The organism is Flavobacterium sp. W21_SRS_FM6 (assembly GCF_052119645.1).
Classification (GTDB): domain Bacteria; phylum Pseudomonadota; class Gammaproteobacteria; order Enterobacterales; family Alteromonadaceae; genus Paraglaciecola.
The window spans coordinates 80,456-106,855 of the sequence record NZ_JBGQOM010000007.1; the positions used below are offsets into that span (position 1 = coordinate 80,456).

Genomic DNA, 26,400 nt, shown 5'->3' on the forward strand with positions numbered 1-26,400 from the left:
AGCTGATTCGATACTAGATTTTTGGTTTTGTTCAGAAGGGGATTATTATGGCGTCTGTTAACCGCGCTAGTTTCTATTTGATACATTTTAGCTTTGCTGTTTTGTTATCCGCTTGTCAATCTGTCAGTCGAGCCCCGCTTGATGTGCATACTATTTTGTATGATGAAGGCTTCACTCATTCAGATCAAATTATCATTGAAAGTGAAACAGATATTTTTAAATTAGAAGAGGAAGCGAAGGCTTTTGTTAAACGTGCTACCAGTGAGCAACAAGAGCCTTTAGAGCAGATAAAGGCCTTAGTTTACGCCTTATTTGACCGTGCCGACTTTAACATTCTGTACGACGGTAACGCAAACACTGTGGCCAATGATACATTTACATTAAAAGCGGCAAACTGCCTTTCTTTATCCATCATGACTTATGCTTTGGCAGAAGAGGCGGGGTTTAAGGCGCAGTTTCAAGATATCGATATTCCTGAATACTGGACGCGCAACCAAGGATTTAGCATGCTCAATGGACACATAAATTTGCGTCTTTCGCCGAAGTCAGCGCAAACGGAACATCCTTTTGTTAACAAAGGTTTCTTAGTGGACTTTGACCCACTTTCTTCTCGTAATCATTTTAAAAAACGTCTGCTTAGTAAGTCCACTGTAATGGCGATGTTTTACAATAATAAAGGCGCTGATGCTCTGATTAATGACCGATTAGACGAAGCGTATGCCTATTTTCGCAAAGCCTTGTTAGTGGATGAATCATTTGAGTCGACCGCTGGTAATCTGGGCTTTTTGTACCGTTTAAAAGGCTATATAAAACAAGCAGAAGAGAGCTATCGGTATGCCCTCGATCTTAATCCAGATAATTTAACGGCTTGGGAAAATCTGTCTTATTTGTATCTTTCTTCTGGGCGAGAAGAGCAAGCCAATAGGATACTCGCTAAGGTAGAGGAAAAACGCGCGAGCAATCCCTATTTTTACATTAACTTAGGCGAACAAAAGCTTGAATCTGGCGAGTACAAAGAGGCGATAAGTTATTTCAAAGACGCGATGGCATTAGATCGAAAAAGACATGAAGTGTATTTTGGTCTGGCGCAAGTCTATTTTGAATTAGGCGAGTTGGACCTAACTGAGCACTATTTGCAATTGGCCAGAGATTTTTCCGTTAGTGTCAATGACGAGAGACGTTATGAAAGTAAATTACGTTTTTTAACTGAATTCAATGAAAACTCTATTTTGCACTAACATCCAAATTTGGCTGTGGATGCGTTAAGTTGAGTTGTTTACTTGCTTATTAATATGTACTGATAAACGATAACGCCGATGAAGCAAATGTCGGCGTTATCGTCGTGTTATTACTTATGCTACTCCAAGCTCTCGCAATCTTTCTTGTAAATAGCTTTTCGCCGTATGTCTTTCGGACAAAACAACCTGTGGATTAGGATGCAAAAATAGCGGTAAAGAAATACGCGATTTGCTTTGATCGCTTCCCTCAGGGTTAATCACTCGGTGGGTTGTGGACGGGAAATACCCGCCTGATGCTTCTTGTAACATGTCTCCGATGTTTACAATTAAGTTACCAAAATCACATGGAACATCAATCCAGCTATCGCCCGTTCCCTTCACTTGCAATCCAGGCTCATTAGCTGCAGGCAAGATAGTAAGCAAGTTAATGTCTTCGTGCGCAGCAGCTCTAATGGCATCAGGCTCTTCTGAGCCAGTTAGCGGTGGGTAGTGTAAAATACGTAACAAGGTTTGTTCGCTATTTTCAGCCATAGAAGACAGTGACTGTGAATAAAGCGCAGAGACCGTTTCCGGTGAGTATTTCTCAACCCAAGATAGCAATTCTGATGCAAGGTCAGTTGCCGCTTTATAGTAATCGACGGCTTGTTGCTTCAATGCTTCAGGGCATCTACCCCAAGGGTAATAATGAAAATACTCTTTGATGTCTTTTTTCTTAAAGCCCTTAGCTGTTTCTGATACTTGGGTTGAAAAAAATCCATCATGGGTTGCTTTGTCGTAGGCAAAATTGTGTTTTTCTTCACTATTAAAAAATGCCTGCCAGTCTTTATAAATTTGTGACACCATTTGTTGCTCAATAGGGTGGTTTTTCAACACCCCAAACCCTGTTTGATGCAGTGATTCAACAAATTTTTTATCTGCGTCAGGGTCTCTATAATCTATTGCTACTAGTTCCAACATATTTCGTTACCTGTTGTTCAAATGTCTAAATGTTTACAAACTTAAGAAAAGTCCGGCTAAGGCGGCGCTCATTAAATTTGCTAAGGTGGCGGCTAATACAGCTTTTAATCCGAGTTGAGCTATCTCTTTACGGCGGGTTGGCGCCAAGGCTCCTATGCCCCCCATTAAAATGGCGATGGACGAAAAGTTGGCAAAACCGCATAGTGCAAAGATGACAATCGCTTGAGTTTGCGGCGACAAATCAGCCTGGTACTTTAAAAAGTCTAAGTAAGCGACAAACTCGTTCACCACCATTTTTTGCCCGATAAAGCTGCCTGCAATATTGGCTTCATCCCATGGAACACCTAAGGCCCAAGCGATAGGTTGAAAGACATAGCCCAAAATAACTTGAAAGGTAAGGTCATCCATACCAAATAAGCCGCCGGCCCAACCAATGATCCCGTTTAACAAGGCAATTAAAGCGATAAACGCCAATAACATTGCCCCGACATTTAGAGCTAAATTCATACCTGATGCTGCGCCACTGGCAGCTGCATCAAAAATATTGGCGTATTTCTCATCTTTACCTTCTAACTCGGTCAATTCATTTTTGAACTGCTTTGTTTCAGGCATAATTATTTTAGCCATTAATAATCCACCGGGAGCTGCCATAAAGCTAGCGGCCAACAAATATTTGATTTCAACGCCCATGCCAGCGTATCCCGCCATAACAGATCCCGCAATAGAGGCTAACCCCCCTACCATGATGGCAAACAGCTCAGACTTGGTCATATGGGGAATAAAAGGTTTAACCACGAGAGGTGCTTCTGTTTGTCCAACAAAGATGTTTGCTGCAGCTGACATTGATTCAGGACGACTGGTTTTAAGGGCAAATTGTAAAAAGCCGCCAATCAATCTTATCACCCACGACATAATGCCTAAATGATATAAAACAGTAATTAAGGAAGAGAAAAATACGATAACGGGCAGTACGTTAAAGGCAAATATAAATCCCAACGATTTATTACCCACAGGGCCAAAGATAAAGTTGATGCCTTCTTGACTGTAGGCGAGGATGTTTTTCACGTACTCAGTGAGTGCGAGTAGCATCTTTATACCTGGCGGGAAATAAAGAACAAAGGCCCCAATGACTGCTTGGATTGCAAATGCTCCACCTACTGTGCGCCAATTAATCGATTTGCGATGTGCTGATAGCAAATACGCAATAAGAAGGAGTAGTGCAACACCGATTAAGCTGATCATTAGGGGTCCTTTTTATAATTCTAATTTTAGGTTTATTTTTATTGTGTTTATAACAAGCTTTGTTGGATGTGAGATTTTATAACATCCAAAGCAATTCTATTTTTACCACCCTGAGTCACAATCACATCAGCAGTGAATCGACTTGGAGCGATAAATTGGTGGTACATGGGTTTAACCGTTGATTCATATTGTTTAGCTACTGAATCTAATGTTCTGCCTCTTTCTGCAATATCCCGTTTCATTCTGCGCAGTAAGCAGATGTCTAGTGGGGTATCGACAAATATCTTTATATCAAACAACTCAAGCAGGGGTGGGCTTGCTAACAACATAATGCCTTCAATAATAATTACTGGGGCAGATATAAGTGTTTCCGTTTCCTGCAAACGAGTGTGGGTCTTATAGCAGTAGTGTGGATACTGAATAGGTTGCCACAACTTTAAGGCTTTCAAATGTTCAACTAATAACTCATGTTCGAAGGCTTTTGGGTGATCGTAGTTATTCTTTTCACGCTCCGCCATGGGCAAATGATCTTGTGCACGATAGTAATGATCTTCACGCAAGATCTGCACTTGTTTACCTTCTTCCGAAAATTCTTTGAGTAAATTTTCTGTAAATAACGATTTTCCAGAGCCTGAAGCGCCTGATATTGCAATAACTAAAGGGGTAGACATACCGCTCCAAAATGTAAATTTAGAAATTGCACGAAAGATACCAGTGAACGGCATAAAAGTCAGTTTAAGAGTAGAAATTATGCTGCAATAAGGCGCATTAAATTGAATTTTAAATACGTCTCAGTGGTTTCAGGTGGCCTCTGAAAGTCACATTACGATTAATGGACCATTTGGTCAAGAAAAGACGAGTGGATAAAGTGTAAAATTGTTGAGTTGCTCTGCTTAAGGCTACTTACCAATAAACTCTACTAATTCCGGATGATCATTCGTAATGGCGTAGTTATGCATTTTTGAGCGCGACCCCTCTCCTTGGGCTTTGGGCGGATAAAATAAGTCTTTCATATCTGAATTATGTTTAAAAGCTTCGTCTAGGGCCGAGCGGATTTCACTTAAGGTTTTGTCTAAGTTTGCGCCAAAGTCAGGTCTTTTACGCTTTGTGTGACCCAATTCAATTAAGCGATAAAAATACTTGTTAGCGATCAATATAAGTTCATTTGGAACGTCAATATTGTGTTTTAGATTTGGCGCATCCGTTTGAATACAATAATCCACAAGTGCTGCATAAAAACAAAACGGTTTATTGGGTAGCAAAATAGCAGGGCCGTCTGAACCGAATTGAATAGATTTATCTTTGAGATTGATAATGAGTTTTTGAATTTCAGCTTCGAGTTCAGGAGATGTGCTTTGTGGCAATCTGTATCTACTTCTTTTAGCGGGCGGGGTGAGATAACGCCAACCTGCAATCATTAAGGCAAAGAGAGGTGCGATGAGGGTCAAACCGTCCCGCCAATTTATCGGCAATAATTGAATCGCAATTTCTACGCTTTGTTCAGGACTTTTTAAAACACGTTTTTGCACATTATTAGATGGCTCTAGGGTCGCTAAGTCTATATTTTGCAAACTAACGATTAGAGCAGAAGAATTAAGCCGTGCTAAATTCTCGTTCATTTGTGCCATATATTGTTCTATCGAATCAGGATCAGCAGCGGTGCGAAACTTTTCGTTGGCTAATTTCAGTCGAGATAGATCTAAAGCCACCCGAGTTTCAATGCTGGCAATAAATCGCTCATTGTTTAATTTATTTTGATAAAGCTGACCTAAGGTAAAAGCCGTTTGAAATAGTAGCCAAAGAGCCAAAAACAATAAAGATAGTGATAGCTTACGGTTCATCGTTACTATGCTCCACAGGTTGAGCATCAGTGGTCGTATTGCAGCCATACGAGTCGAGCTTTAAGGTACTGTAATATTGCGAATGTATTTCGTTAGATAGCTCAAATAAGGATTGCTGCAGCGCGCACAGTAAATCGGTATTGTTGGTCTCCATTTTTAAATACCATTTGCTGCCACTCACTTGGGTTTCGATTGGCGTGATATAGTTAGCCGAAAAACGCTCTTTGTCTTGCTCTTGCCAAAAACTTGAAATGATATCTACCTTTCCTGCTGCTAATAATTCTCTTAACGCCTCATGGGATTTTACGTAAGTGATTTGCATATTGTTATCGCCGATGCCTAACTCTGTCAGCAATCTTTTTGGTACAATGTGACCTGAGCGGCTACTTGGATAGTCTAGTAGCCCCAGTCTTTTGCCCCATAGGTACTCTTTAGTTAAAAGAGGCTTTTCTTTCAATGAAAAGAAGTACGCCGAGTAGTCTTTATATTGAGCAATAATTTTATAACCGTGCGTAACTTGCGTCGCAAAAGCCTGCATGACGTTTTCTTTTACCAAGGCTAAATTGGCGATGCCTTTACCTACGTATTGAGAGATTTCTTGCTCGTTGTGGCTCCAATGAACTTCAACTTTACCGTACTGCCGGTTAATGACGGGGTTAGTGCAAAGGTTGGTTAATAATTGCTGTGCCATGGGTTGATCGGTAATAAATGCTTCGAACTTTTCGTTATTTGTAGAGGATTGGGTCTTACAGGACAGCGATTCAGTAATTAAATTGGGTATTTCGACAATTATTTTTTCTTTATTCAGGTAACCCATATAACCACTTAGCAAGGTTAAAAATATGGTCACAAGTAACAAACTGTTTTTGCTTAGATAAACTATTTTAAACGGCATGACTTTTTTATGTTTTTACCAGTTAAGATAATTTGACCATTTAGTCTTACTTATTGCAATAGATAAGTTTATTTAAGATGGCTAATTGTTTGATAAATAAAGACTATTGATAAGTAGTTATGAATATCAATAAATAGTTTTTATTTAGCGTGGGATCTGCAGACTAGCTATGAGAAAATTTGAATCGTCGTAAACAAGCCAATCCTTCGGTCCGAATTTTGTAGATAAGTTCCGTAAGTGTTTAATGACGAATAAAAGTTTTTTCGCTGATTGGGTACTACTGGTTGTTTGTTGACCAGCAAAGTAATATAAATGAAATAAAAACAACAAATAATACGCAGCACTTAAACTAATAAGATAACCACAACACTTAGGAAGCACACAATGCTAAGAACTACTAAACTCAATCGCATCGCGATTGCAGTGGCCATGTCAATCGGCATGTCTACCGCAGCGATGGCTCAAGAAACTTCATCGGGAATAAGTGGTAAGATTGTAGGTCCTCAAGGATCGCCCGCAGCTGGTACAGTTGTTACTATCATCCACATTCCTTCTGGCTCGACTAAAACCGCAACTGTAAACGAAGCTGGCCAATTCTCAGCCAAAGGTCTTCGTGTTGGTGGTCCTTATAGCGTTCAAATTGATTCAGATAAATTTCAAGACACAACAGTCAGCGACGTATATTTAACACTAGGTGAAACTTTACCTTTTGACGTAGCTTTGGAAAATGAACAGAACATTGAACGTATCGCAGTTACAGCTTCTCAAATAAGCAGTGTCGAATTCGGTCAAATTGGCCCTGGCTCTACCTTTAATTTAGAGGACCTCAATGCCGCGCCTTCTGCTGACCGTGATATTAAAGATATCGTGCGTGTTGATCCACGTATCAGTATTTCAGAAGACAATGGTGAAGAATCAATCATCTGTGGTGGTAGCCATCCTCGCTTCAGCAGCTTAACTGTTGATGGTGTTCGCATGAACGACAGTTTTGGTTTGAACAACAACGGTTACCCGACTGTTCGTATGCCTTTCTCCTTTGACGCTATTGATCAAGTTGCAGTTGAGATTGCCCCTTTTGACGTTCAATACGGTGGTTTCACTGGCTGTAACATCAATGCGGTAACTAAGTCAGGTACTAACGAAGTTCACGGAAGTGCGTTCTTCGATTACTCTAGTGACTCTTTGTCTGGTGACAAAATCGAAGGCTCAACAGTTGACCGTGGAGATTATACTACTAAGCGTTACGGCGTTAACGTAGGCTTCCCATTAATTGCTGATACTTTGTTTGGTTTCGTTTCTTACGAAAAACTTGAAGGTGCCCAGATTTTCACTTACGACGCATTGACTAATGGTTCAGTGACCATGGACGAAGTCAATCGTGCGATTCAAATTGCTCAAGACGTATATGGCTATGACGCAGGTGGTATGCCAGCTTCTGCACCAGTTGAAGATGAAAAACTATTAGTTAAATTAGATTGGAATATCAATGACTCTCACCGTGCTTCTTTAGTTTATAACTATAACGACGGTTTCGTAATTGATCAGTCAGATGAAAGTAGCAGTACTCTTACTTTGTCTAATCACTATTATAAGAAAGGTGCCACTTTAGACGCTGTTGTTGGTTCTTTGTATTCAGATTGGTCAGACAACTTTTCTACTGAAATTAGAGTAGGACACACCAAATTAGATAATGAACAACGTTCAACTGATGCGGCTAGTGGATTTGGTGAAGTTCAGATCAGTTCATTAGAGAACGGTGGTCAAATCTTCTTAGGTCCAGATGATTCACGTCAATCAAATGATTTAAACTGGGAAAACACTACGGTTAAAATCGCAGGTACGTATTATTTAGATGACCATACCATCACTGGTGGCTATGAGCTTGAAAGCTTAGATGTTTTCAACTTGTTCATGCAACATACCATCGGTGAGTACCGGTTTGGTGGTGATTTTAGACGTAACACTCAAGGTGGCGTTAGTGGTTTAGATGATTTTGAATTAGGTTTTGCTGATGATGTTTATTACAACAACTCAGCAGGCACGAATAATCCTGATGATGCAGCAGCGAACTTCTCTTATAAAACTCAAGCTGTTTATTTACAAGATGAGTGGGTAATGGATGATGTTACTTTGATGTTTGGTTTACGTTATGACTGGATATCAAGTAGTGACAAGCCTAATGAAAATGCCTTGTTCGAATCTCGTTACGACATTACCAACCAAGCGACCTTTGACGGTGTTAGTTTGTTACAACCGCGCTTTGGCTTTAATTGGTCAGCCAGTGATAGCTTAGAAGTCCGTGGTGGCTTAGGCTTGTACTCTGGTGGCAATCCAAACGTTTACCTATCAAATAGCTATTCTAATGATGGTGTAACAAATATCGATGCTTACAGAAATGATATAAGCATTTTCGACAATGCTAAAGTGGGTAATGGGCAAGCAATTTATTCACCTTTGCAAACCATGTTTGACCAAGTTGCGGTTAATGAGCCTACATTGGGTCAAGAGCCATCTACAAACGCCGTAGATCCTGACTTTGACATGCCTGGCGAATGGAAATACAACATCGGTGCAACCTTTGTTACTGAAGATGACTACATATTTTCAGCGGACTTGCTGTATACCAAGAAACAAGATTCAGCGACAATTGTTAATCTAGCGGTTCAACCTAGTGGTGCCGTGACCATTGATGGTCGTCCTATCTATGAAGGTATCGCAATTGGAACAGATGAAGATGGTGATGCTGTTTTCCGTAATTCTCGTTATAGTGATCTTCTGTTAACTAATGCAAAAAGCGACGGCAGTGCGACCACTATCTCGTTTGCTATGAAGAAAGAATATGATTTTGGTTTAGATGTTAATTTCGGTTATGCATTCAACAAAGCGAAAGATTACAACCCAATGACGAGTTCGGTTGCATTCTCTAACTTTACTAACATTGCAACTTCTGATCAGAACGATCCTGGTGTTGGCACTTCGAATTACGAAATTCCTCATAACTTTACTATGAGCTTACGCTACTCAACTGAGTTCATGGAAGGGTATAAAACAAGCTTCTCGTTGTTTGGTAACCGTAAAGCGGGTCGTAACTTCTCATACTCGTTTGACAACTTTAACCCGGGCGTAGACTTGGCTGACTACCGTTCATTGATGTACGTACCTACCACTGATCAATATGGTACTGATGTCATGTTTGCTTCTGATGCAGTTATGGCTGATTTCGACGCATTTATTTCTGATGCGGGCTTAGAAAAGTATCGTGGTCAAATCGTTCCACGTAACTCTGGCGAATCTAGCTGGTCTACTCGTTTCGACTTCCGTATTGATCAACAGTTGCCAGCCTTTGCTGAAGGTCATAGAGCTAATGCTTTCTTCGTTATGAAGAACCTCGGTAATTTCTTGAATGATGACTGGGGTATTCAACGCAGAGGCCCGTTCAACGTTGCTTCTGTAGTTGATGCTTCGATGAATGATGATGGAACATATTTAATTAACCGTGTTAACCCAAGTCAAGCTGATGAATCACCCTACGTGGCCGGTTCATTGTGGGAAGTGCGTGTAGGAGTTAAATATAGCTTCTAAATAAAGCTTTTTAAAAACGTTAAAGCCGACTTTTAAAGTCGGCTTTTTTTATTGAAAATTGAGAATGTTATGAATCGTTTTGTTTACTGTTTTTTCATCTTACTTTTTTCGAGTTTCGCAATGAGTCAAACTTTACGAATTGCCACTTTCAATGTCAGTATGGAAGCAAGTAACTATTTACCTAAGGGAACGCGTCCCGTTGGTAATGAGTTATTTGAGCGTCTCGCATCCGGCGATAATTCGCAGATAAAAAATATTGCTGAAATTATTCAAATAATTCGGCCTGACATTATTTTACTGAATGAGTTTGACCACACCCAAGCTGCTGATATAGGCGTTGAGGCCTTTATAAAAAATTATCTGAATGTTGCTCAGCAAAATAACCAAGCAATAGATTATCCGTATTATTACACTGCGCCGGTAAATACCGGCGTGGACTCTGGATTAGATTTAGACAAAGACGGCATAGCTAGCGGAAAAGGTGGTGATGCCTTCGGGTTCGGCTTATATCCGGGCCAATATGGCATGTTGATATTGAGTCGTTTCCCCATTGAGACCAAACGTATTCGCACTTTCCAACATTTTTTATGGAAAGACATGCCTAATAGTCTTTTGAATAGCATAAAAGACGAGCAGGGAAAGGCGTGGTTTTCTGATGAAGCACAGCAAGTGCTTCGGCTCTCATCTAAGTCTCACTGGGATGTACCGATATACGTTGCGGGCAACACTATTCATATTTTAGCAAGTCATCCTACGCCACCAGTTTTCGATGGGATCGAGGATCGTAATGGTAAACGGAATCATGATGAAATTCGATTTTGGGTTGATTATATCAATGGTGATGAGCGAGCGGCTTATATCTATGATGATGTTGGTCGTAGTGGCGGTTTAGATGCTACTTCGTTTGTGATTGTCGGGGATCTGAATGCTTCTGCGGTGGAAGGTGATGGGATCAAAAGTGGAATAGGCTCATTGCTGGCATCTGAGCTGATAAATTCGTCAACTATTCCCAAAAGTGAAGGTGCAGCGCAGCTGAAACCACAGAATGGTCATGGGGAAAGTCACACAGCACAATGGGGCATGCGCGCTGATTATGTATTGCCATCGGCTAACCTTAAAATAATTGATTCTGGGGTGTTTTGGCCCGTGAGCACCGAGCTTACATTTCGCCTCATAAAGGATAGACAGGCATCGTCAGATCATCGACTGGTGTGGGTGGATATTCATCTACCTTGATAAGTATTTCTTATTCTTTAGGAGCCCAGAGCTTTATTCACTGGGCTTATCCAAGGTGCCCTAGACATTCTCAAACAAAGCTTCGACTTTGTTCCTGATGGTTTCAATTTGGGTAATATCTGAAGGAGCAATAAAAATAGTATCGTCTCCGGCTATGGTGCCTAGTACGCCGTCTTTTTTCCCTAATGAATCTAACAATCTGGCAATCAGTTGTGCTGCACCAGGGCTGGTACGAATGATCACCATCACATTGTTGTGCACAATATCTAATACCAATTGCTTTAAAGGGCTTTTAGCAGTAGGCATACCAAGTTCGGGGGGAAGGCAATAAACCATGTCACCGCGAGCATTACGGGTCCGCACCGCGCCAAACTTGCTGAGCATTCTGGATACCTTCGATTGACTAATATTATCGAATTTTTGCTCTTTTAGTGCTTCAACAATATCACCCTGTGAACCGAAATTTTCAGTATTGAGTATATCTTTGAATGCTCTAATTAACGCTTCTTGTTTGATAGTGGCCATAGCTTCCTCGATTTTTAACGGCTATTTTGCCGCATTGCTGCGCTTTAAGCAATTTGCCTATAGTTTCAGTGAGTAATCGAGTGACAAAAAAAACATTGAGGTAGTATGATAGGCGTTTTCCCAAAGCCTTGGTTGTAAGTTTTTTATAATTGAGGTTAATTACTTAGCAAATCGCTTTACACAGGAGAGAATTATGAAAGTAGCTGTACTTGGTGCTGCGGGTGGTATAGGTCAGGCGTTGTCTTTGTTATTGAAGACTCAATTACCGGCTGGTTCTGAATTGTCATTGTATGATGTTGCTCCAGTGGTGCCTGGCGTTGCTGTTGACTTGAGTCACATACCCACAGACGTAAAAGTTGAAGGTTTTGGTAAAGACAACCTAGCTGACGCGCTAACAGGCTGTGATATCGTGTTGATCCCAGCTGGCGTGCCACGTAAGCCAGGTATGGATCGCTCAGACTTGTTCAATATCAATGCCGGGATCGTGAGAAACCTGATTGATGCGATTGCTGACACATGCCCTGAAGCTTGTATTTGTGTTATCACTAACCCAGTGAATACCACTGTAGCGATTGCTGCTGAAGCGCTAAAAGCGAAAGGCGTGTATAACAAAAATAAATTGTTCGGCGTGACAACCCTAGATGTTATTCGTGCTGAAACCTTCGTTGGAAACTTAAAAGGATTAAATCCTGCCAATGTGCATGTGCCAGTTATTGGTGGCCACTCTGGTACCACTATCCTACCTTTGTTATCACAAGTTGAAGGTGTTGATTTTACTGATGAAGAAGTTGCCAGTTTAACCACTCGCATTCAAAACGCAGGGACTGAAGTTGTTGAAGCAAAAGCTGGCGGCGGATCTGCTACTTTATCTATGGGTCAAGCAGCAGCACGTTTTTGTTTGTCTCTAGTTGCAGCAATGCGTGGTGACAACGTAGTTGAATATACCTATGTTGAAACCAACAGCGATGACGCAACCTTTTTCTCTCACCCTGTTCGCTTAGGCAAAAATGGTGTCGAAGAAATTTTGTCTTACGGCGAACTAAGTGCCTTTGAGCAAAACGCGAAAGAATCGATGTTAGACGGATTACGCGGTGATATTCAATTAGGTGTTGAGTTCGTAAACGGTAAATAATACGTTTGCTGTTTGTCATAAAAAAACCAGCTTAAGCTGGTTTTTTTGTTTATAAATTTTGTGTTTAACGACGATTACGCGGCTATCGGATTACGTCCAACAGGGCGTGTGGGTTTAGCTTTTTGTTTAAGCTCATCAGGAATATTCAAGGTTCCCTGCATGATGGGCGCTTTTAGTTGGCTAGGGCGTCTGTTGGGGAGTTTTGCTTCGATGCACTCCCTAATTTCAGATGCTTTGTAACCTGAGCGCACTTTAATTCTGACATGAGGAATATTCGCAGCATCAAGCGATCCTGTTACAAACCAGTCTTTTTGCTTTTTATAACCCTCTTTGCCATTACCGTGCACAAGATCAACGGCAATAATTGGGGTCAGATCATCTTTAGAGCACAAGACAAAGTCTAAATAGCGTGAATTAGCACGGCTTATAGCATTTTTGCTGGTTTTTTTGTCAGTACTTTGACGCACTGCCAAAATATCGACTAATTTAACCCGACACAAAATGCGATAGTCTCGGCCTACTGCTTCTTCAATTAACATCAAAAAGCTGCGCTCAACCGGAGTGAATAAGCTTGCTTTCTTTTTAAAGGGAAAGGCCAGCGCAGGCTCATTTAACTTGATAGCTGCCACTGCCACAATGATCAGTAAAATCATTAAAATGATGACGAGTTCCATTATTTCTCCTGCTTTGCCACTTTATTGACAACATTGTTTAGTATGTTGTTGAGGTAGCAAAGACAGTGCCAATAAGCTAGCAGGGTGCTTCAATGGAAGTTACTGATCCTTTAGTAAGATATCGATTTGACTGCCCTGACCATCAGCCGAAATAACAATGGTGAGTTGGCGGTCATGGTAGTTTAATAAGTAGCGGCCTTTGGTAATCGAGTCTGATTTAGGTAAGCCTAATTCTTGCACATAAAAGGCTCTGACCGCCTCTTGTTTAAGCGCGCTAAAGTAAGACAGACTCACCGGAAATTCTTGATCAAAGGCCTGACAAAAGCCTGCTGAGGGCGTTAAGGGGAGCTGATGAAATTGAGTTGGGCAGGACATTGGCGTAGAGTAAGCCGCATTGCTAAAGCCAATTAGAGCCATAACAGAAAAAAACAAGCTTAGATGAATGTAACTGGCACGGATGTTTAGCAAAGCCATGTACTCAATGATGAATGGTAAGCTTTACTATAGAAGTTCACAGAAAGTGCAGCAAGCTTTAAGCGCGGTCAAAAGGTATTAAGCTCAACGCTAGGGTATAAGTTAATGATGAAAATGCTTAGGGATTATTTACGACTTATCTTATTTTCAATGGGTATGTTGGTTGGTGTTCAGCTACCAGCAATGGTTGATCAATATGCCAAGCGAGTTGATGCGATGTTGTCAGAAGCTAGACAAAACCTTGTCGGTTTTCAACAAACGGCTGACCGTTTTTTTGCTGGTGACATACAAAAATTGTTAAATCATTACAAAGCCAGTGACGATGCCGTATTTAAGCAAGATGCGGGTAATATTGAGTATATTGTTACACGTGTTGCCTTGCTTAAAGACGAAATGATGATGTTGCAGCAAGGTCAGATTCAACGCACGTTTCATGTGGTGTTTGCGCACGACCAAACCATTATGCAACAGACTATGGCGCAATATACTTACGTACTTATTTTACAGCCCAGCGCCTTATTATGGGGGCTCGCAATAGCCTTATTGTTAAGTCTGCTAATCGAAGCTCTATTGTCAGCCTTAGTGGGCGTGCAAAGGCAGTTCAAGCGGCCTAAGCAAGTTTAATACTTTGTTCCTATAACTATTTCGACGGGGCGGCCAAGCCAGAGTATTTGCTAATAAATGAAAGAGAACCTTAAATGATAAACTTAAAAATTGACATTGTCTCTGATGTTTCATGTCCTTGGTGCATTATCGGCTACAAAGCTTTAGAACAAGCGTTAAGTGAGTTACAAGGAGAGATTCACGCTGATATTACCTGGCAGCCCTTTGAACTTAATCCACAGATGCCCCAAGAAGGTCAAGAAATTACAGAACATATTACCCAAAAATACGGCATCAGTGAGACGCAAGCCGAACAAAACAGAAACATGATTAAACAGCGCGGTTTGGACGTAGGCTATGCTTTTGGCAATAGGGGGGGCGGAAGGATCTACAATACATTTGATGCTCACCGATTGTTGCACTGGGCTGAGTCGCAGGGTAAACAAACAGCATTGAAGCTGGCCTTATTTGATTTATATTTTAAAGACAGTGGTGATCCGAGTGATCATGAGCAACTGCTTGGAGTGGTTAAAAAAGTGGGCTTAAACACTTCAGAAGCAAAAAACGTCTTAGCATCTGACCACTTTGTACAAGAGGTTAGAGCGGCCCAACAGCACTTTCAACGGGCGGGCATTCAGTCAGTACCAGCGGTTATTATTAATGACAAACATTTGATTAGTGGTGGCCAACCTGCCGCTGTTTTTGCTCAAGCGTTAAAACAAATTGCGAGCGAAACAGCCTAAATAAAAAAGGGAGCGAGTAGCTCCCTTTAATTTTGTCTAAAACCCTTTGAAACGTCTTATACGCCGATATAATCCAGTATACCCTCAGCAGCTTCACGACCTTCAAAAATCGCCGTTACCACTAAGTCAGAGCCTCTGACCATATCACCACCTGAGAAGATCTTAGGATTAGAGGTCTGAAAAGCAAATTTGCCTTTTGCGGGTGCTCTTACGCGGCCTTTTTCGTCCAGCATGATACCAAATTCACCAAACCAGCCAGCAGGACTCGGTTGGAAACCAAAAGCAATAATCACTGCATCTGCTTCAAGTATATGCTCAGAGCCTTCGACAATAACAGGACTACGGCGACCTTGAGCATCGGGTGCACCCATTTCCGTTTTAACCAACCGCACACCTGTGGCTTTACCGTTTTCATCAACAGCTATATCAAGAGGTTGTAGGTTAAATTTAAATTCAACGCCCTCTTCTTTGGCATTAACGACTTCTTTACGCGAACCTGGCATGCTTTCTTCATCACGACGATAGGCACAGGTTACGCTTGTTGCGCCTTGACGAATTGAGGTTCTGACACAGTCCATGGTGGTATCACCACCGCCAAGCACCACCACCTTTTTACCTTGCATATCGATAAATTCAGAAGGATTTTTTTCAAGGCCCATATGTCGATTAATGTTGGCAATCAAAAAGGGTAACGCTTCGTGAACGCCGGGTGCCTTTTCATGTTCAAAACCGCCTAACATGGGTTTATAGGTGCCCATACCTAAAAATACGGCATCGTACTGATCAAGCAACTTCTGAAACGGAATATCTTTGCCTATTTCAGTATTTAGCACAAATTCAACGCCCATCTCAGTGAAGATTTGTTTACGCAACTTGATGACATCTTTTTCTAATTTAAATGCAGGAATACCAAAGGTCAGTAAACCGCCTATCTCAGGATACTTGTCATAAACCACAGGTTTTACACCGTTACGGACGAGTATGTCAGCACACGCTAAGCCTGCGGGACCGGCACCTACTATGGCAACTTTCTTATTGGTTTTTACCACACCCGACATATCTGGGCGCCAGCCCATTTTAAAGGCGGTATCCGTGATGTATTTCTCAATACTACCGATTGTCACCGCACCAAAATCGTCATTTAGGGTACATGCACCTTCACACAATCGGTCTTGCGGACACACGCGGCCGCAGACTTCTGGCAAACTATTTGTTTTGTGTGATAACTCGGCCGCCTCTAATATCTTGCCTTCATTGGCAAGGGCTAACCACTGAGGAATAAAGTTATGCACAGGGCATTTCCATTCACAATAGGGGTTACCACAATCTAAACATCGATCGGCCTGCCCTTCAGTTTGACTTTGGGTCAAGGGCTGATAGATTTCGGCAAACTCTTCTTTACGAACCATGATCGGCTTTTTAGGCGGATCGATACGCTCCACATCTACAAATTGATAAACATTCTTAGCCATTTAATTTAATCCTACTGCTTATTGAGCTTGCAAACGCAACTCAGCGGTTGAGCGACTGATGTGGCCCAGCAAATTCTTAACATCACTTGTTTTGGGTTTTACCAGCCTAAAGCGTGGTAATTCTTCGGCAAAGTGGGTGAGTAGATTTAATGCATGCTCACTGCCAGTTAACTCGTAATGTTGATTAATTAAACCGCGTAAATGTTCTGACAAAATAACCTTGTCGCCGATTTCTAGGATTTCAACTAACTCTTTGTTAACGCGATTATCTAAGTCGTTAAGCTCATCAAGAATGTAAGCAAAACCCCCTGTCATACCTGCGCCAAAGTTAACACCAGTTGAACCAAGTATGGCCACGATACCACCGGTCATGTATTCACATGCGTTATCACCCGTTCCTTCAACGACAGCAATGGCGCCAGAGTTACGTACGGCAAAACGTTCACCTGCGCGACCTGCGGCAAATAATTTACCGCCCGTAGCACCATATAAACAGGTATTCCCCATAATGGCACTGACGTGGGGGTCAAAGGTGATATTGCGTGGTGGGTGGATGACTAACTGACCACCCGTCATACCTTTACCAACATAATCGTTGGCATCACCCACTAAACGCATTTCTAACCCACCGGCATTCCACACGCCAAAACTTTGCCCAGCGGTACCCGTTAAGTGGATTTGAATGGGAGCGTCATGCATGGCATGGTTACCATGAACCTTGGCGATTTCACCAGACAAGGTCGCTCCGACTGACCGGTCAGTGTTACGAATGGTATAACGTAAATGTGCCCCTTTACCTGAGGTAATCGCTTCTTTTGCATCTGCTAATATTTGTTGGTTTAAGTCACCTTTATCCAATGGCGCATTGGTGGTTTCTGAACAAAACAAACTGGTATGAGAGCCCGCTTTGAATTTGGCTAACAAAGGGCTTAAATCCAATTTATTCTGTTTTGCCGTTAAACCGTTTAAGGTTTTAAGCAATTCAGTGCGACCAATAATATCATCGAGTTTTTCAACGCCCATACTGGCAAGAATTTCACGCACTTCTTGCGCAACAAACTTGAAGTAGTTCATGACCATCTCTGGTAGGCCGATGAAGTAGTTTTCACGCAGTTTTTCGTCTTGAGTTGCAACGCCTGTTGCACAATTGTTCAAGTGGCAAATACGTAAGTATTTACATCCTAAGGCAACCATGGGGCCAGTACCAAAACCAAAACTTTCAGCACCTAAAATAGCAGCTTTAACCACATCTAAACCGGTTTTAAGACCACCGTCAGTTTGCACTCTGACCTTATGGCGTAAGCCGTTTTCAACTAAAGCTTGTTGTGTTTCTGCTAGACCTAACTCAAATGGACTACCGGCGTATTTCACAGAGGTCAGAGGGCTTGCGCCAGTACCACCGTCGTAACCAGAAATGGTAATCAAATCAGCGTAGGCTTTCGCAACACCAGTGGCAATGGTACCCACGCCAGGCTCTGATACTAATTTCACTGAGATCAATGCTTTAGGATTCACCTGTTTCAAATCGAAAATAAGTTGAGCTAAATCTTCAATTGAATAAATGTCGTGATGCGGCGGTGGCGATATCAAGGTTACACCAGGTACAGAAAAACGCAGCTCAGCGATATAGTTAGTCACTTTATCACCGGGTAACTGACCGCCTTCACCGGGTTTAGCACCTTGGGCCACTTTGATCTGAATCACTTCAGCATTAACCAAATAATGGGGTGTTACACCAAAACGCCCTGAGGCGACTTGTTTAATCTTAGAGTTTTTCTCAGTATTGAAGCGAGCGGGATCTTCACCGCCTTCACCTGAGTTAGAGCGTCCACCCAAGCGGTTCATAGCAACCGCTAAGGCCTCATGGGCTTCAGGGCTTAAGGCACCGATTGACATCGCCGCAGTATCAAACCTTGGAAACAGGTTTTCTGCAGGTTCAACCAAGCTAATATCGATTGGCGCATTTTCTGGATTTAAGCCTAATAAGTCACGGAAGTGAGCGGGTGCACGATCGTTCACTAGACTTGAAAACGCTTTGTAGTCTTCGTATTTTCCACTGACTACAGCTTTTTGTAGTGTAGTGACGACATCAGGGTTGTAAGCGTGGTACTCACCACCGTGTACGTACTTAAGTAGTCCACCATGAGAAATCGTTTTACGCTTCAGCCATGCGATACGTTGCAAATTAATTTGGTCTTGTTCAAAGTCATCAAAACCAGCACCTTGAATACGACTTGGAATGCCAGCAAAACAAAGCTTAACCACATCTTTGTTAATACCAACTGCTTCAAACAATTTCGAGCTTCTGTAGCTTGCAACTGTACTGATGCCCATTTTAGACATGATTTTGTACAAGCCTTTATTAATTCCCTTGCGGTAATTTAAGGTTGCCTGCATTGCATCTGTTTCTATCTCTCCTTTTTCAACCATTTGTTCAATAGTTTCATAAGCTAAGAAGGGATAAATAGCGGTCGCACCTAGGCCGATTAGCACCGCAAAATGGTGCGGATCACGAGCAGAGGCAGTTTCTACTACTATGTTGGCATCACAACGTAGGGCTTTGTCGATTAAACGTTTTTGCACCGCGCCGACTGCCATTGCCGCTGGGATAGGGATCTTGTTGGCCTTTACTTCGCGATCAGACAGGATAACGAAGGTGGCGCGCTTAGTTTTAACTAAGTATTCCACTTCATTACAAATCCGCTCAATGGCTTTTTTCAACCCTTCTTCTGGCAAGTAGTTTAGGTCCACTTTTTCAGAGTAATAATACTCAGAATCAAACTCACGCAGTTGTTTTAAATCGGTATATACCAGAATAGGCGAATCAAACAAGACGCGCTGCGCATAGCCTGAGGTTTCGCTAAAGACGTTTTGCTCGCGGCCTATACAAGTGGCCAATGACATAACGTGATTTTCACGAAGCGAGTCAATAGGTGGGTTAGTTACCTGAGCAAATTGCTGACGGAAATAGTCATAAATCACTCGTTGCTTAGAAGATAGCACCGCCATGGGGGTATCATCACCCATTGAGCCAACGGCTTCTTGTCCATCTTTGGCGAGAACTTTAATGATTTGCTGCATTTCTTCATAAGAGTAATTAAACAACTTATGGTAGGTGGCCATCATATCGTCAGAAAAGGCACGTTTGCCGATACTGCTGGCGTCGCACTGCTCAATGGGCGCTAAACGCTTGATGTGTTTATTTATCCACTCACGATAAGGGTGACGTTCTTTTAATTCATCGTCAATTTCATTCGAGCGCCAAATTTTACCGGTGTAGGTGTCTACCGCTAACATTTCGCCTGGTCCGACACGCCCTTTCTCTATGACGTCTTGTGGTTCATAGTCCCAAATGCCTACTTCAGACGCGAGGGTAATCAAACCGTCTTTCGTTAATACATAACGAGCAGGGCGCAAGCCATTGCGATCTAAGTTGCACGCTACGTGACGACCGTTAGTTAAAACGATGCCCGCAGGGCCATCCCAAGGTTCCATGTGCATCGAGTTAAACTCATAGAAGGCACGTAAATCATCGTCCATGGTCTTGTTGTTTTGATATGCGGGTGGCACAAGCAAACGCATGGCACGGAAGATATCCATACCGCCCGCTAAGAATAGCTCAAGCATGTTGTCTAATGACGACGAATCAGAGCCTTCTAAATTAACGAAGGGCGCTGCATCTTGTAAGTCAGGCAAAAGGGGCGTGACAAACTTGTTCGAACGCGCACGCGACCAATCACGGTTACCACGAATCGTATTAATTTCACCATTGTGCGCTAAAAAGCGGAAAGGCTGAGCCAAGGGCCAGCGTGGTAGGGTATTGGTGGAGAAACGTTGGTGGAATACGCAAATGGCTGATTGCAAACGTTCGTCGGCTAAATCTAAGTAAAATTTAGGCAGATCACGAGGCATAACCAAACCTTTATAGATCGACACTAAACCTGATAAGCAAGCAACGTAAAAATCAGGATCGGTGCTTAATCGTTTTTCTGCCCGGCGGCGAGCCATGTAAAGACGGCGCTCTACATCACGTTTACGCCAGCCTGACGGTGCGTTAACGAAAATCTGTTCAATTTGTGGCACACCAGTGGCCGCTAAATCGCCCAACACGGAATGATCAGTAGGGACGACGCGCCAACCTACTATGCTCATGGTTTCACGTTCAAGTTCTTCGGTTAATACCAAACGAGCAGAATCTGCTAACTTGACATCTTGAGATAAAAATATCATCCCGACTGCATATTTTTTGCTTAACTTCCAACCATTCTCAGAGGCAATGTCTTGGAAAAAACTATTCGGCTTTTGCATTAATAAGCCACAGCCGTCGCCGGTTTTTCCATCCGCAGCAATACCACCGCGATGTTGCATGCGGTCGAGTGCTTGAATAGCCGTACTCACTATTTTGTGACTTGCTTCACCCGTTGTATGGGCGATAAGACCAAATCCACAGTTATCTTTTGAATCATTGGGATGATATAAACTCATTACCTTAACTCCTTCAACTACCGACTGGATGTTACTTATTTTGTTAACTGCTATTCAGGTGGCATTTGATGCACGTTAATACGTGGGATGTCTTAAAAAAGCCAACCCAAATGCCTGTTTTTCGTTCGTAATTATTATTGGAGATACCAGTCGAGTATCGAATATTTATATTAAGCAGGCCTTACAAAATACCGAGTCTCGTTTTATAAATCAATTGCCAAGTGAACCATTCACCATAAATTTATTTTTGTACAAGCGACATACTGAAATAACCTTATAAAAAACAATGAAATAAGTTTTTTTGGTGTCTTGGTTATAAGGTATAAATAAATTTGAAATTAGCGCGTCATTTGTAAAATATTCGTTAAATATGCGGCGCTTTCATTAAAAACCGCAAAGCTTAGGTAGAATAATAATGCAATTAATTTGCATAAAATCTTAAATGTGAGCTAACCCTTGTGATTTACACATTTTATTCAGGAGATATCCTGCATTTCATGGCATTGCTTAGTTGACCCAACAGATAAACTTGCTAGCATGTCAGCCAGCAACGTTAACCTCATCCGCTTGATAGAGAGCCATTCATGCCTGTAAATCAGTCCCCCGAACCTTGGGCCATCAAATTAGCGCAAAAAATTCATCGTTTCGGTGCAATGAAAGCCAGTATTTTATTTGTTTTTTTTACCCTTGTGTTTACCTTGTTGGGCTCGTATTTATTGCGGCTAGCGATTAATGACAGAGTAGATATAAACGATTTTATCAGCGCTATTTTTCTCACGATGTTAAGTGCGCCATGGGTGTTGTTCTTTTTCAGTGAGCTAGTTAAGCAGCTAGAACAATCCCGAGAGCACCTCAAAGATGTGGTTGCGCAGTTAGAGCGTTTGCGGGCCGAAGACGTCTTACTTAATCAAACGTTGCAAAATAATATTAAGCAACTAAATCACGAAATAGAACAACGTAAAAATGCCCAGCTTGAACGTGAGAGTGTCTTTACTGTGCTTGAACGAGAAATTAAAGATAAATCTGAAAAAGAGCAACAAGCCTCTCGTTTGTCTACTTTATTGCGCTCAATCATCGACGCCTCTCCAGATTTGATTTACTACCGTAATGAGGAAGGACAATTTGCTGGCTGTAACCGCGTTGCTGAGCAGATGACCGGCATGACTGAACAAGAATTGATAGGTTTAACGCCTCACCAAGTATTTGAAGAAGAATTAGCGCGCCAAGTGGTTGCCAGTGATCACGAAGTATTAGAAAAAAATATCAGTACAACAGAAGAGTTGTGGCTACGATTTGCTGATGGCAAACGCCGTAATTTTGAAATGCGCAAGGTCCCTTTTTTTGGCGCAGACAACAAACGTCTGGGTTTGTTGGCCTTTGGACGAGACATTACCGAGCGTAAACAAGCAGAAAACGCGGTAGCCAAAGCCAGTAAAGATAAAACCGCCTTTATAGCCACCATCAGTCATGAGTTGCGTACACCGCTTAATGGTATTGTAGGTTTAAGTCGTATGCTACGTGACACCAAATTAGACAGCGAGCAATTTGCTTGGGTCAGCACTATTTACGCCAGCGGCATTACTTTGGGTAATATTTTTAACGATATTATTGATTTAGACAGACTCGACCGCGATCGTTTAGAGTTGTCTTTAAAAACTATCTCGTTAAAAGACTTCACCAGCGAGCTTGGTAGTATTATCGAGCTGCTAACAGATGACAAAGGCTTGCAGTTCGAAGCCAAACTTACCGAACCTTTGCCCGCTTTAGTTGAGGCAGACGGCACACGTTTACGTCAAATTCTCTGGAATCTATTGTTCAACGCGGTCAAGTTTACGCAAAAAGGTAAGGTGTCTTTGCATGTGGAGGCGCAAACCATTGATAGCAATACCAGCATGGTTTCCTTCAAAGTGTGCGATACCGGAGTGGGTATTCCGCAAGATGAGCTTTCTAAAATATTTGCTATGTACTATCAGGTCAACTTGCCAGAACATCAAAGTGCCACCGGTACGGGGATTGGCTTGGCTATTTGTCAGCAGATGGTGTCGTTAATGAATGGCGAAATATCGGTTAGCAGTGTGGTGGGCGAAGGTACCTGTTTTACTGTAAAACTTCCATTGGCTATCAGCCGACGTCCGATTCAGGTAGAAGAGCTTAAAGTCCGCGGTTTGCAAATTCTGTTGGTTGAAGATATTGAACTTAACGTGATGGTGGCTAAAGCATTACTCGAAAAGCTCGATCAGTTTGTCGACGTCGCTATGACGGGCAAAGAAGCCATTGATATGGCCCGTAATAAACAATATGACTTGATTTTGTTAGACATTCAATTACCTGATATGAATGGTTTTGAAGTGGCGAGTGTCTTACACGATGAAAGTTTGGTTGAGCAAACCAGTATCGTTGCACTAACTGCTAACGTCATTAAAACCCGTCAAGAATATTTAGATAATGGCATGGACGATGTTATCGCCAAACCAGTCAAGAAGAGTCGTATTATCGAAGTATTTAATAACCTCTTCACCGATGAGCCTGTGAAAGTGGCACAGCCTGTAGATGAAGTCAAAGGTGATAAGTTAGAGGCCATCCTAGATTTGGATTTGCTGCAAATGTTGGTGGATACCATCGGCCACGAAATGGTTAAAACCAGCGTTAAAGTATTCCAAGAGAACATGCCTGAATACTTAGAAATCTTGCAACTGAGCTTAAGTGCGAATGAAAAAGATGAGGTGTGCTCACAAGCGCACAAAATAAAGGGTGCAGCGGGTTCAGTGGGCTTGGCTCGCGTACAGAAAATTGCCAATCAAATTCAACAAGGTGACCATCCGGCTTGGTGGCAAAATGTGCATGATTGGGCTGAAGAGCTGAATCAAGCTGCCAATCAAGATCTACAAAAATTAGTCAATTGGCTTAGTCAGCAAGCAATAGATGACTAAGATCTAGCCTGTTCATTAAAAAATAAAATAATGACAAGTTACTATTTTGATTTTAGACTTTGTATATAAATACTATAATATTATTTATAGCGTCCTAACATCTAAAATTAAAGTTGTGCTTATGTCTAAATTTGATCCAATTGACCATTCTCACCGCCGCCGTAATCCCCTTACTGGGGATTGGGTGCTGGTATCTCCTCACCGAGCAAAGCGTCCTTGGCAGGGGCAGGTTGAAAAACCGCAAGTCTCGCAAAGTCAGGCTCATGATCCTGAATGTTTTTTATGTGCAGGAAATACGCGTATCAATGGTGAAGTCAATCCTAACTATACCGGCACCTTTGTTTTTACAAACGACTTTGCTGCCCTGATGCAAGACACGCCAAAGGCTGAACAAACTAACGATGATTTGTTTACCTTGCAGGCCGCACGGGGAACCAGTCGCGTTATTTGTTTCTCTCCTGCTCACAACTTAACTTTACCAGAGCTACCAGTCAGAGCGATCGAAGGACTTATTCACACTTGGCAAGAGCAAGTGGCTGAATTATCAAAAGACTATGCATGGGTTCAGGTATTTGAAAATAAAGGTGCCGCGATGGGCTGTTCAAATCCCCATCCTCATGGACAAATTTGGGCCAATGATTTTATTCCAAATGAAGTAGCTAAGGCCGAATTGAATCAAAAAGCCTATTTTGATAAACATCACACTTCATTATTACTGGATTACGCTCAGAAAGAATCTACCGATGGCAGCCGGACAGTGGTAGAAACCGAACATTGGATTGCGGTTGTGCCTTATTGGGCAGCGTGGCCATTTGAAACCTTGCTCATGCCCAAGTTTAAGTGTGCTCGCTTAGTGGATGTGACCAGTGAACAGCGCGCCGATTTGGCCCTCGCCATCAAAGAATTAACCAGTCGTTATGATAATTTGTTCCAATGCTCTTTTCCTTACTCAATGGGATGGCATTGGGCACCTAATACCCTCACTGAAACAGATCATTGGCAGTTACATGCGCATTTTTATCCGCCGCTGTTGCGCTCGGCGACTGTGCGTAAGTTTATGGTGGGTTATGAAATGATGGCTGAGCCACAACGGGATTTAACTCCCGAGCAAGCGGCTGGAAAATTACAACAAGTGAGTAAAACCCATTACAACGAACAGGCAGGAAACTAAGCATCATGATAAGCAATTTACAAACAAGAATAAGAGCGCTTGATGCGGTGTTTACTGACTGCTTTGGTTATGCGCCAAGTCGTCACTTTCAAGCCCCAGGCCGCGTTAATCTAATTGGCGAACATACTGATTACAATGATGGCTTTGTTTTACCTTGTGCCATCGATTATCAGACCTTGGTTGCGGTCACACCTCGCACTGATAACACCGTTCGAGTTGTGGCGCTGGATTATGAAAACCAGCAAGATGAATTTAGTCTTGATAGTGAGATCACCTCTCACTCTTCACAAATGTGGAGTAATTATGTGCGTGGCGTGGTTAAACATTTGCAACTACGCGGCTTGGTAATCGGGGGAGCTGATTTAGCCATCACGGGTAATGTGCCCCAAGGAGCCGGCCTCAGTTCATCTGCTTCTCTAGAAGTGGTGATTGGCGAAACCTTCCGGCAGCTCTATCAACTAGCGATGAGTAACGCTGACGTGGCGTTAAATGGCCAGGAGGCGGAAAACCAATTTGTTGGGTGTAACTGCGGCATCATGGATCAAATGGTGAGCGCGTGTGGCGCTGAGCATCATGCCTTACTGCTAGATTGCCGTTCACTTGATACGCAATTAATTTCGATGCCAGAGTCGTTGTCGGTCATGATCATTAATTCAAACGTAAAACGTGGTTTGGTTGATAGCGAGTACAATACCCGTCGTGAGCAGTGTGAAGAAGCCGCTCAGATTTTAGGAATAAAGGCCTTACGCGACATCAGCCTACATGACTTACAACAACAAAAAGGGAAGTTACCCGCCGCAGTGTACCAACGGGCACATCATGTCGTTTCAGATAGTGAGCGAACACTTTTAGCTGCCGAAGCCTTACGCAATAATGACCTTAAGGTGTTGTCTGGGCTTATGGCAGAGTCTCATGCATCAATGCGTGACGATTTTGAAATTACGGTTGCGCCTATCGACTATATTGTTGAAATATTATCAGACTATCTAGGAGATAAAGGCGGCGTGAGAATGACCGGTGGAGGTTTCGGTGGCTGTATCGTTGCCCTTATGCCGCACGAACTTGTTGATGGTGCAAAGCAACTCGTGGCAGAAAAATATCAAGCTAAAACGGGTATTAAAGAAGACATTTATATTTGCAAAGCCAGTAATGGTGCCGGTGAGATTTAATTCGAAGACGTCGATGACAAACTTTTGTCAT

Annotated in this window: 19 protein-coding genes; 9 read left to right on the forward strand and 10 right to left on the reverse strand. The window is 42.3% G+C overall.

Going from position 1 to position 26,400, the window contains the following annotated elements:
• The first annotated feature begins 47 nt into the window (after positions 1 to 47).
• Positions 48 to 1,238 carry a tetratricopeptide repeat protein gene (locus tag ACEN2L_RS12945; RefSeq protein ID WP_441744268.1) on the forward strand — a complete coding sequence of 397 codons (1,191 nt, stop codon included), beginning with the start codon at positions 48 to 50 and terminating at the stop codon, positions 1,236 to 1,238.
• Positions 1,239 to 1,352: 114 nt separating this feature from the next.
• On the opposite strand, the gene ACEN2L_RS12950 is transcribed toward ACEN2L_RS12945, so the two are convergent.
• From ACEN2L_RS12950 to ACEN2L_RS12970, 5 genes are all read right to left on the reverse strand, one after another.
• The gene (locus ACEN2L_RS12950; protein ID WP_441744270.1) at positions 1,353 to 2,195 is read right to left on the reverse strand and encodes a 2OG-Fe(II) oxygenase family protein; all 843 of its coding nucleotides are present in this window, start codon (positions 2,193 to 2,195) and stop codon (positions 1,353 to 1,355) included.
• A 33-nt stretch (positions 2,196 to 2,228) separates the two neighbouring features.
• Positions 2,229 to 3,437: a NupC/NupG family nucleoside CNT transporter gene (locus tag ACEN2L_RS12955; RefSeq protein ID WP_306024272.1), complete on the reverse strand. Its 1,209-nt coding sequence runs from the start codon at positions 3,435 to 3,437 to the stop codon at positions 2,229 to 2,231.
• A gap of 47 nt (positions 3,438 to 3,484) precedes the next feature.
• Positions 3,485 to 4,108 (reverse strand): uridine kinase, encoded by a 624-nt coding sequence (udk, locus tag ACEN2L_RS12960; RefSeq protein ID WP_306024271.1) that lies wholly within the window; start codon positions 4,106 to 4,108, stop codon positions 3,485 to 3,487.
• Between the two features lie 228 nt (positions 4,109 to 4,336).
• Positions 4,337 to 5,278, reverse strand: coding sequence for a hypothetical protein (locus ACEN2L_RS12965; protein ID WP_441744272.1), 942 nt, complete (start codon positions 5,276 to 5,278; stop codon positions 4,337 to 4,339).
• A complete protein-coding gene (locus ACEN2L_RS12970; RefSeq protein ID WP_306024269.1) occupies positions 5,268 to 6,173 on the reverse strand; it encodes a PhnD/SsuA/transferrin family substrate-binding protein in 906 nt (301 codons plus the stop codon). The genes ACEN2L_RS12965 and ACEN2L_RS12970 overlap by 11 nt, the downstream gene beginning before the upstream one ends.
• Positions 6,174 to 6,557: 384 nt before the next feature.
• Here ACEN2L_RS12970 and ACEN2L_RS12975 point away from each other — a divergent pair, with 384 nt between their 5' ends.
• Both ACEN2L_RS12975 and ACEN2L_RS12980 read left to right on the forward strand, forming a co-directional pair.
• Positions 6,558 to 9,755, forward strand: coding sequence for a TonB-dependent receptor (locus ACEN2L_RS12975; protein WP_441744274.1), 3,198 nt, complete (start codon positions 6,558 to 6,560; stop codon positions 9,753 to 9,755).
• 120 nt (positions 9,756 to 9,875) lie between these two features.
• Positions 9,876 to 10,991, forward strand: coding sequence for an endonuclease/exonuclease/phosphatase family protein (locus ACEN2L_RS12980; RefSeq protein WP_441744276.1), 1,116 nt, complete (start codon positions 9,876 to 9,878; stop codon positions 10,989 to 10,991).
• A gap of 60 nt (positions 10,992 to 11,051) precedes the next feature.
• Here ACEN2L_RS12980 and argR read toward each other — a convergent pair whose 3' ends face one another.
• Positions 11,052 to 11,516 carry a transcriptional regulator ArgR gene (gene argR, locus ACEN2L_RS12985; RefSeq protein ID WP_306021865.1) on the reverse strand — a complete coding sequence of 155 codons (465 nt, stop codon included), beginning with the start codon at positions 11,514 to 11,516 and terminating at the stop codon, positions 11,052 to 11,054.
• A 193-nt stretch (positions 11,517 to 11,709) separates the two neighbouring features.
• Between argR and mdh the strand changes: the two genes are divergently transcribed.
• Complete coding sequence (gene mdh, locus ACEN2L_RS12990; protein WP_441744278.1) at positions 11,710 to 12,648, forward strand: malate dehydrogenase; 939 nt, start codon at positions 11,710 to 11,712, stop codon at positions 12,646 to 12,648.
• A gap of 74 nt (positions 12,649 to 12,722) precedes the next feature.
• On the opposite strand, the gene ACEN2L_RS12995 is transcribed toward mdh, so the two are convergent.
• Together ACEN2L_RS12995 and ACEN2L_RS13000 are read right to left on the reverse strand one after the other, a co-directional pair.
• Complete coding sequence (locus ACEN2L_RS12995; protein WP_306021863.1) at positions 12,723 to 13,322, reverse strand: DUF2726 domain-containing protein; 600 nt, start codon at positions 13,320 to 13,322, stop codon at positions 12,723 to 12,725.
• 99 nt (positions 13,323 to 13,421) lie between these two features.
• Entirely contained in the window at positions 13,422 to 13,796 is a 375-nt protein-coding gene (locus tag ACEN2L_RS13000) for a hypothetical protein (protein ID WP_441744280.1), read from the reverse strand.
• Positions 13,797 to 13,901: 105 nt separating this feature from the next.
• Between ACEN2L_RS13000 and ACEN2L_RS13005 the strand changes: the two genes are divergently transcribed.
• Together ACEN2L_RS13005 and ACEN2L_RS13010 are read left to right on the forward strand one after the other, a co-directional pair.
• On the forward strand, positions 13,902 to 14,420 hold the full coding sequence (locus tag ACEN2L_RS13005; RefSeq protein ID WP_441744282.1) for a DUF2937 family protein: 519 nt from the start codon (positions 13,902 to 13,904) through the stop codon (positions 14,418 to 14,420).
• A 74-nt stretch (positions 14,421 to 14,494) separates the two neighbouring features.
• A complete protein-coding gene (locus ACEN2L_RS13010) occupies positions 14,495 to 15,142 on the forward strand; it encodes a DsbA family oxidoreductase (protein ID WP_441744284.1) in 648 nt (215 codons plus the stop codon).
• Between the two features lie 56 nt (positions 15,143 to 15,198).
• Here the strand turns inward: ACEN2L_RS13010 and ACEN2L_RS13015 are convergent, their stop codons facing one another.
• Complete coding sequence (locus ACEN2L_RS13015; RefSeq protein ID WP_441744285.1) at positions 15,199 to 16,614, reverse strand: FAD-dependent oxidoreductase; 1,416 nt, start codon at positions 16,612 to 16,614, stop codon at positions 15,199 to 15,201.
• Between the two features lie 18 nt (positions 16,615 to 16,632).
• Positions 16,633 to 21,099, reverse strand: a complete 4,467-nt coding sequence (gene gltB / locus ACEN2L_RS13020; RefSeq protein ID WP_306021858.1) for a glutamate synthase large subunit — start codon at positions 21,097 to 21,099, stop codon at positions 16,633 to 16,635.
• 584 nt (positions 21,100 to 21,683) lie between these two features.
• On the opposite strand from gltB, the gene arcB reads away from it, so the two are divergent.
• The 3 genes from arcB (at position 21,684) to galK (ending at position 26,369) form a co-directional block, all read left to right on the forward strand.
• Positions 21,684 to 24,029 (forward strand): aerobic respiration two-component sensor histidine kinase ArcB, encoded by a 2,346-nt coding sequence (gene arcB / locus ACEN2L_RS13025; protein ID WP_306021857.1) that lies wholly within the window; start codon positions 21,684 to 21,686, stop codon positions 24,027 to 24,029.
• A gap of 121 nt (positions 24,030 to 24,150) precedes the next feature.
• A complete protein-coding gene (locus tag ACEN2L_RS13030) occupies positions 24,151 to 25,200 on the forward strand; it encodes a UDP-glucose--hexose-1-phosphate uridylyltransferase (RefSeq protein ID WP_441744287.1) in 1,050 nt (349 codons plus the stop codon).
• A gap of 5 nt (positions 25,201 to 25,205) precedes the next feature.
• The gene (gene galK / locus ACEN2L_RS13035; RefSeq protein WP_306021855.1) at positions 25,206 to 26,369 is read left to right on the forward strand and encodes a galactokinase; all 1,164 of its coding nucleotides are present in this window, start codon (positions 25,206 to 25,208) and stop codon (positions 26,367 to 26,369) included.
• Positions 26,370 to 26,400 lie beyond the last annotated feature (31 nt).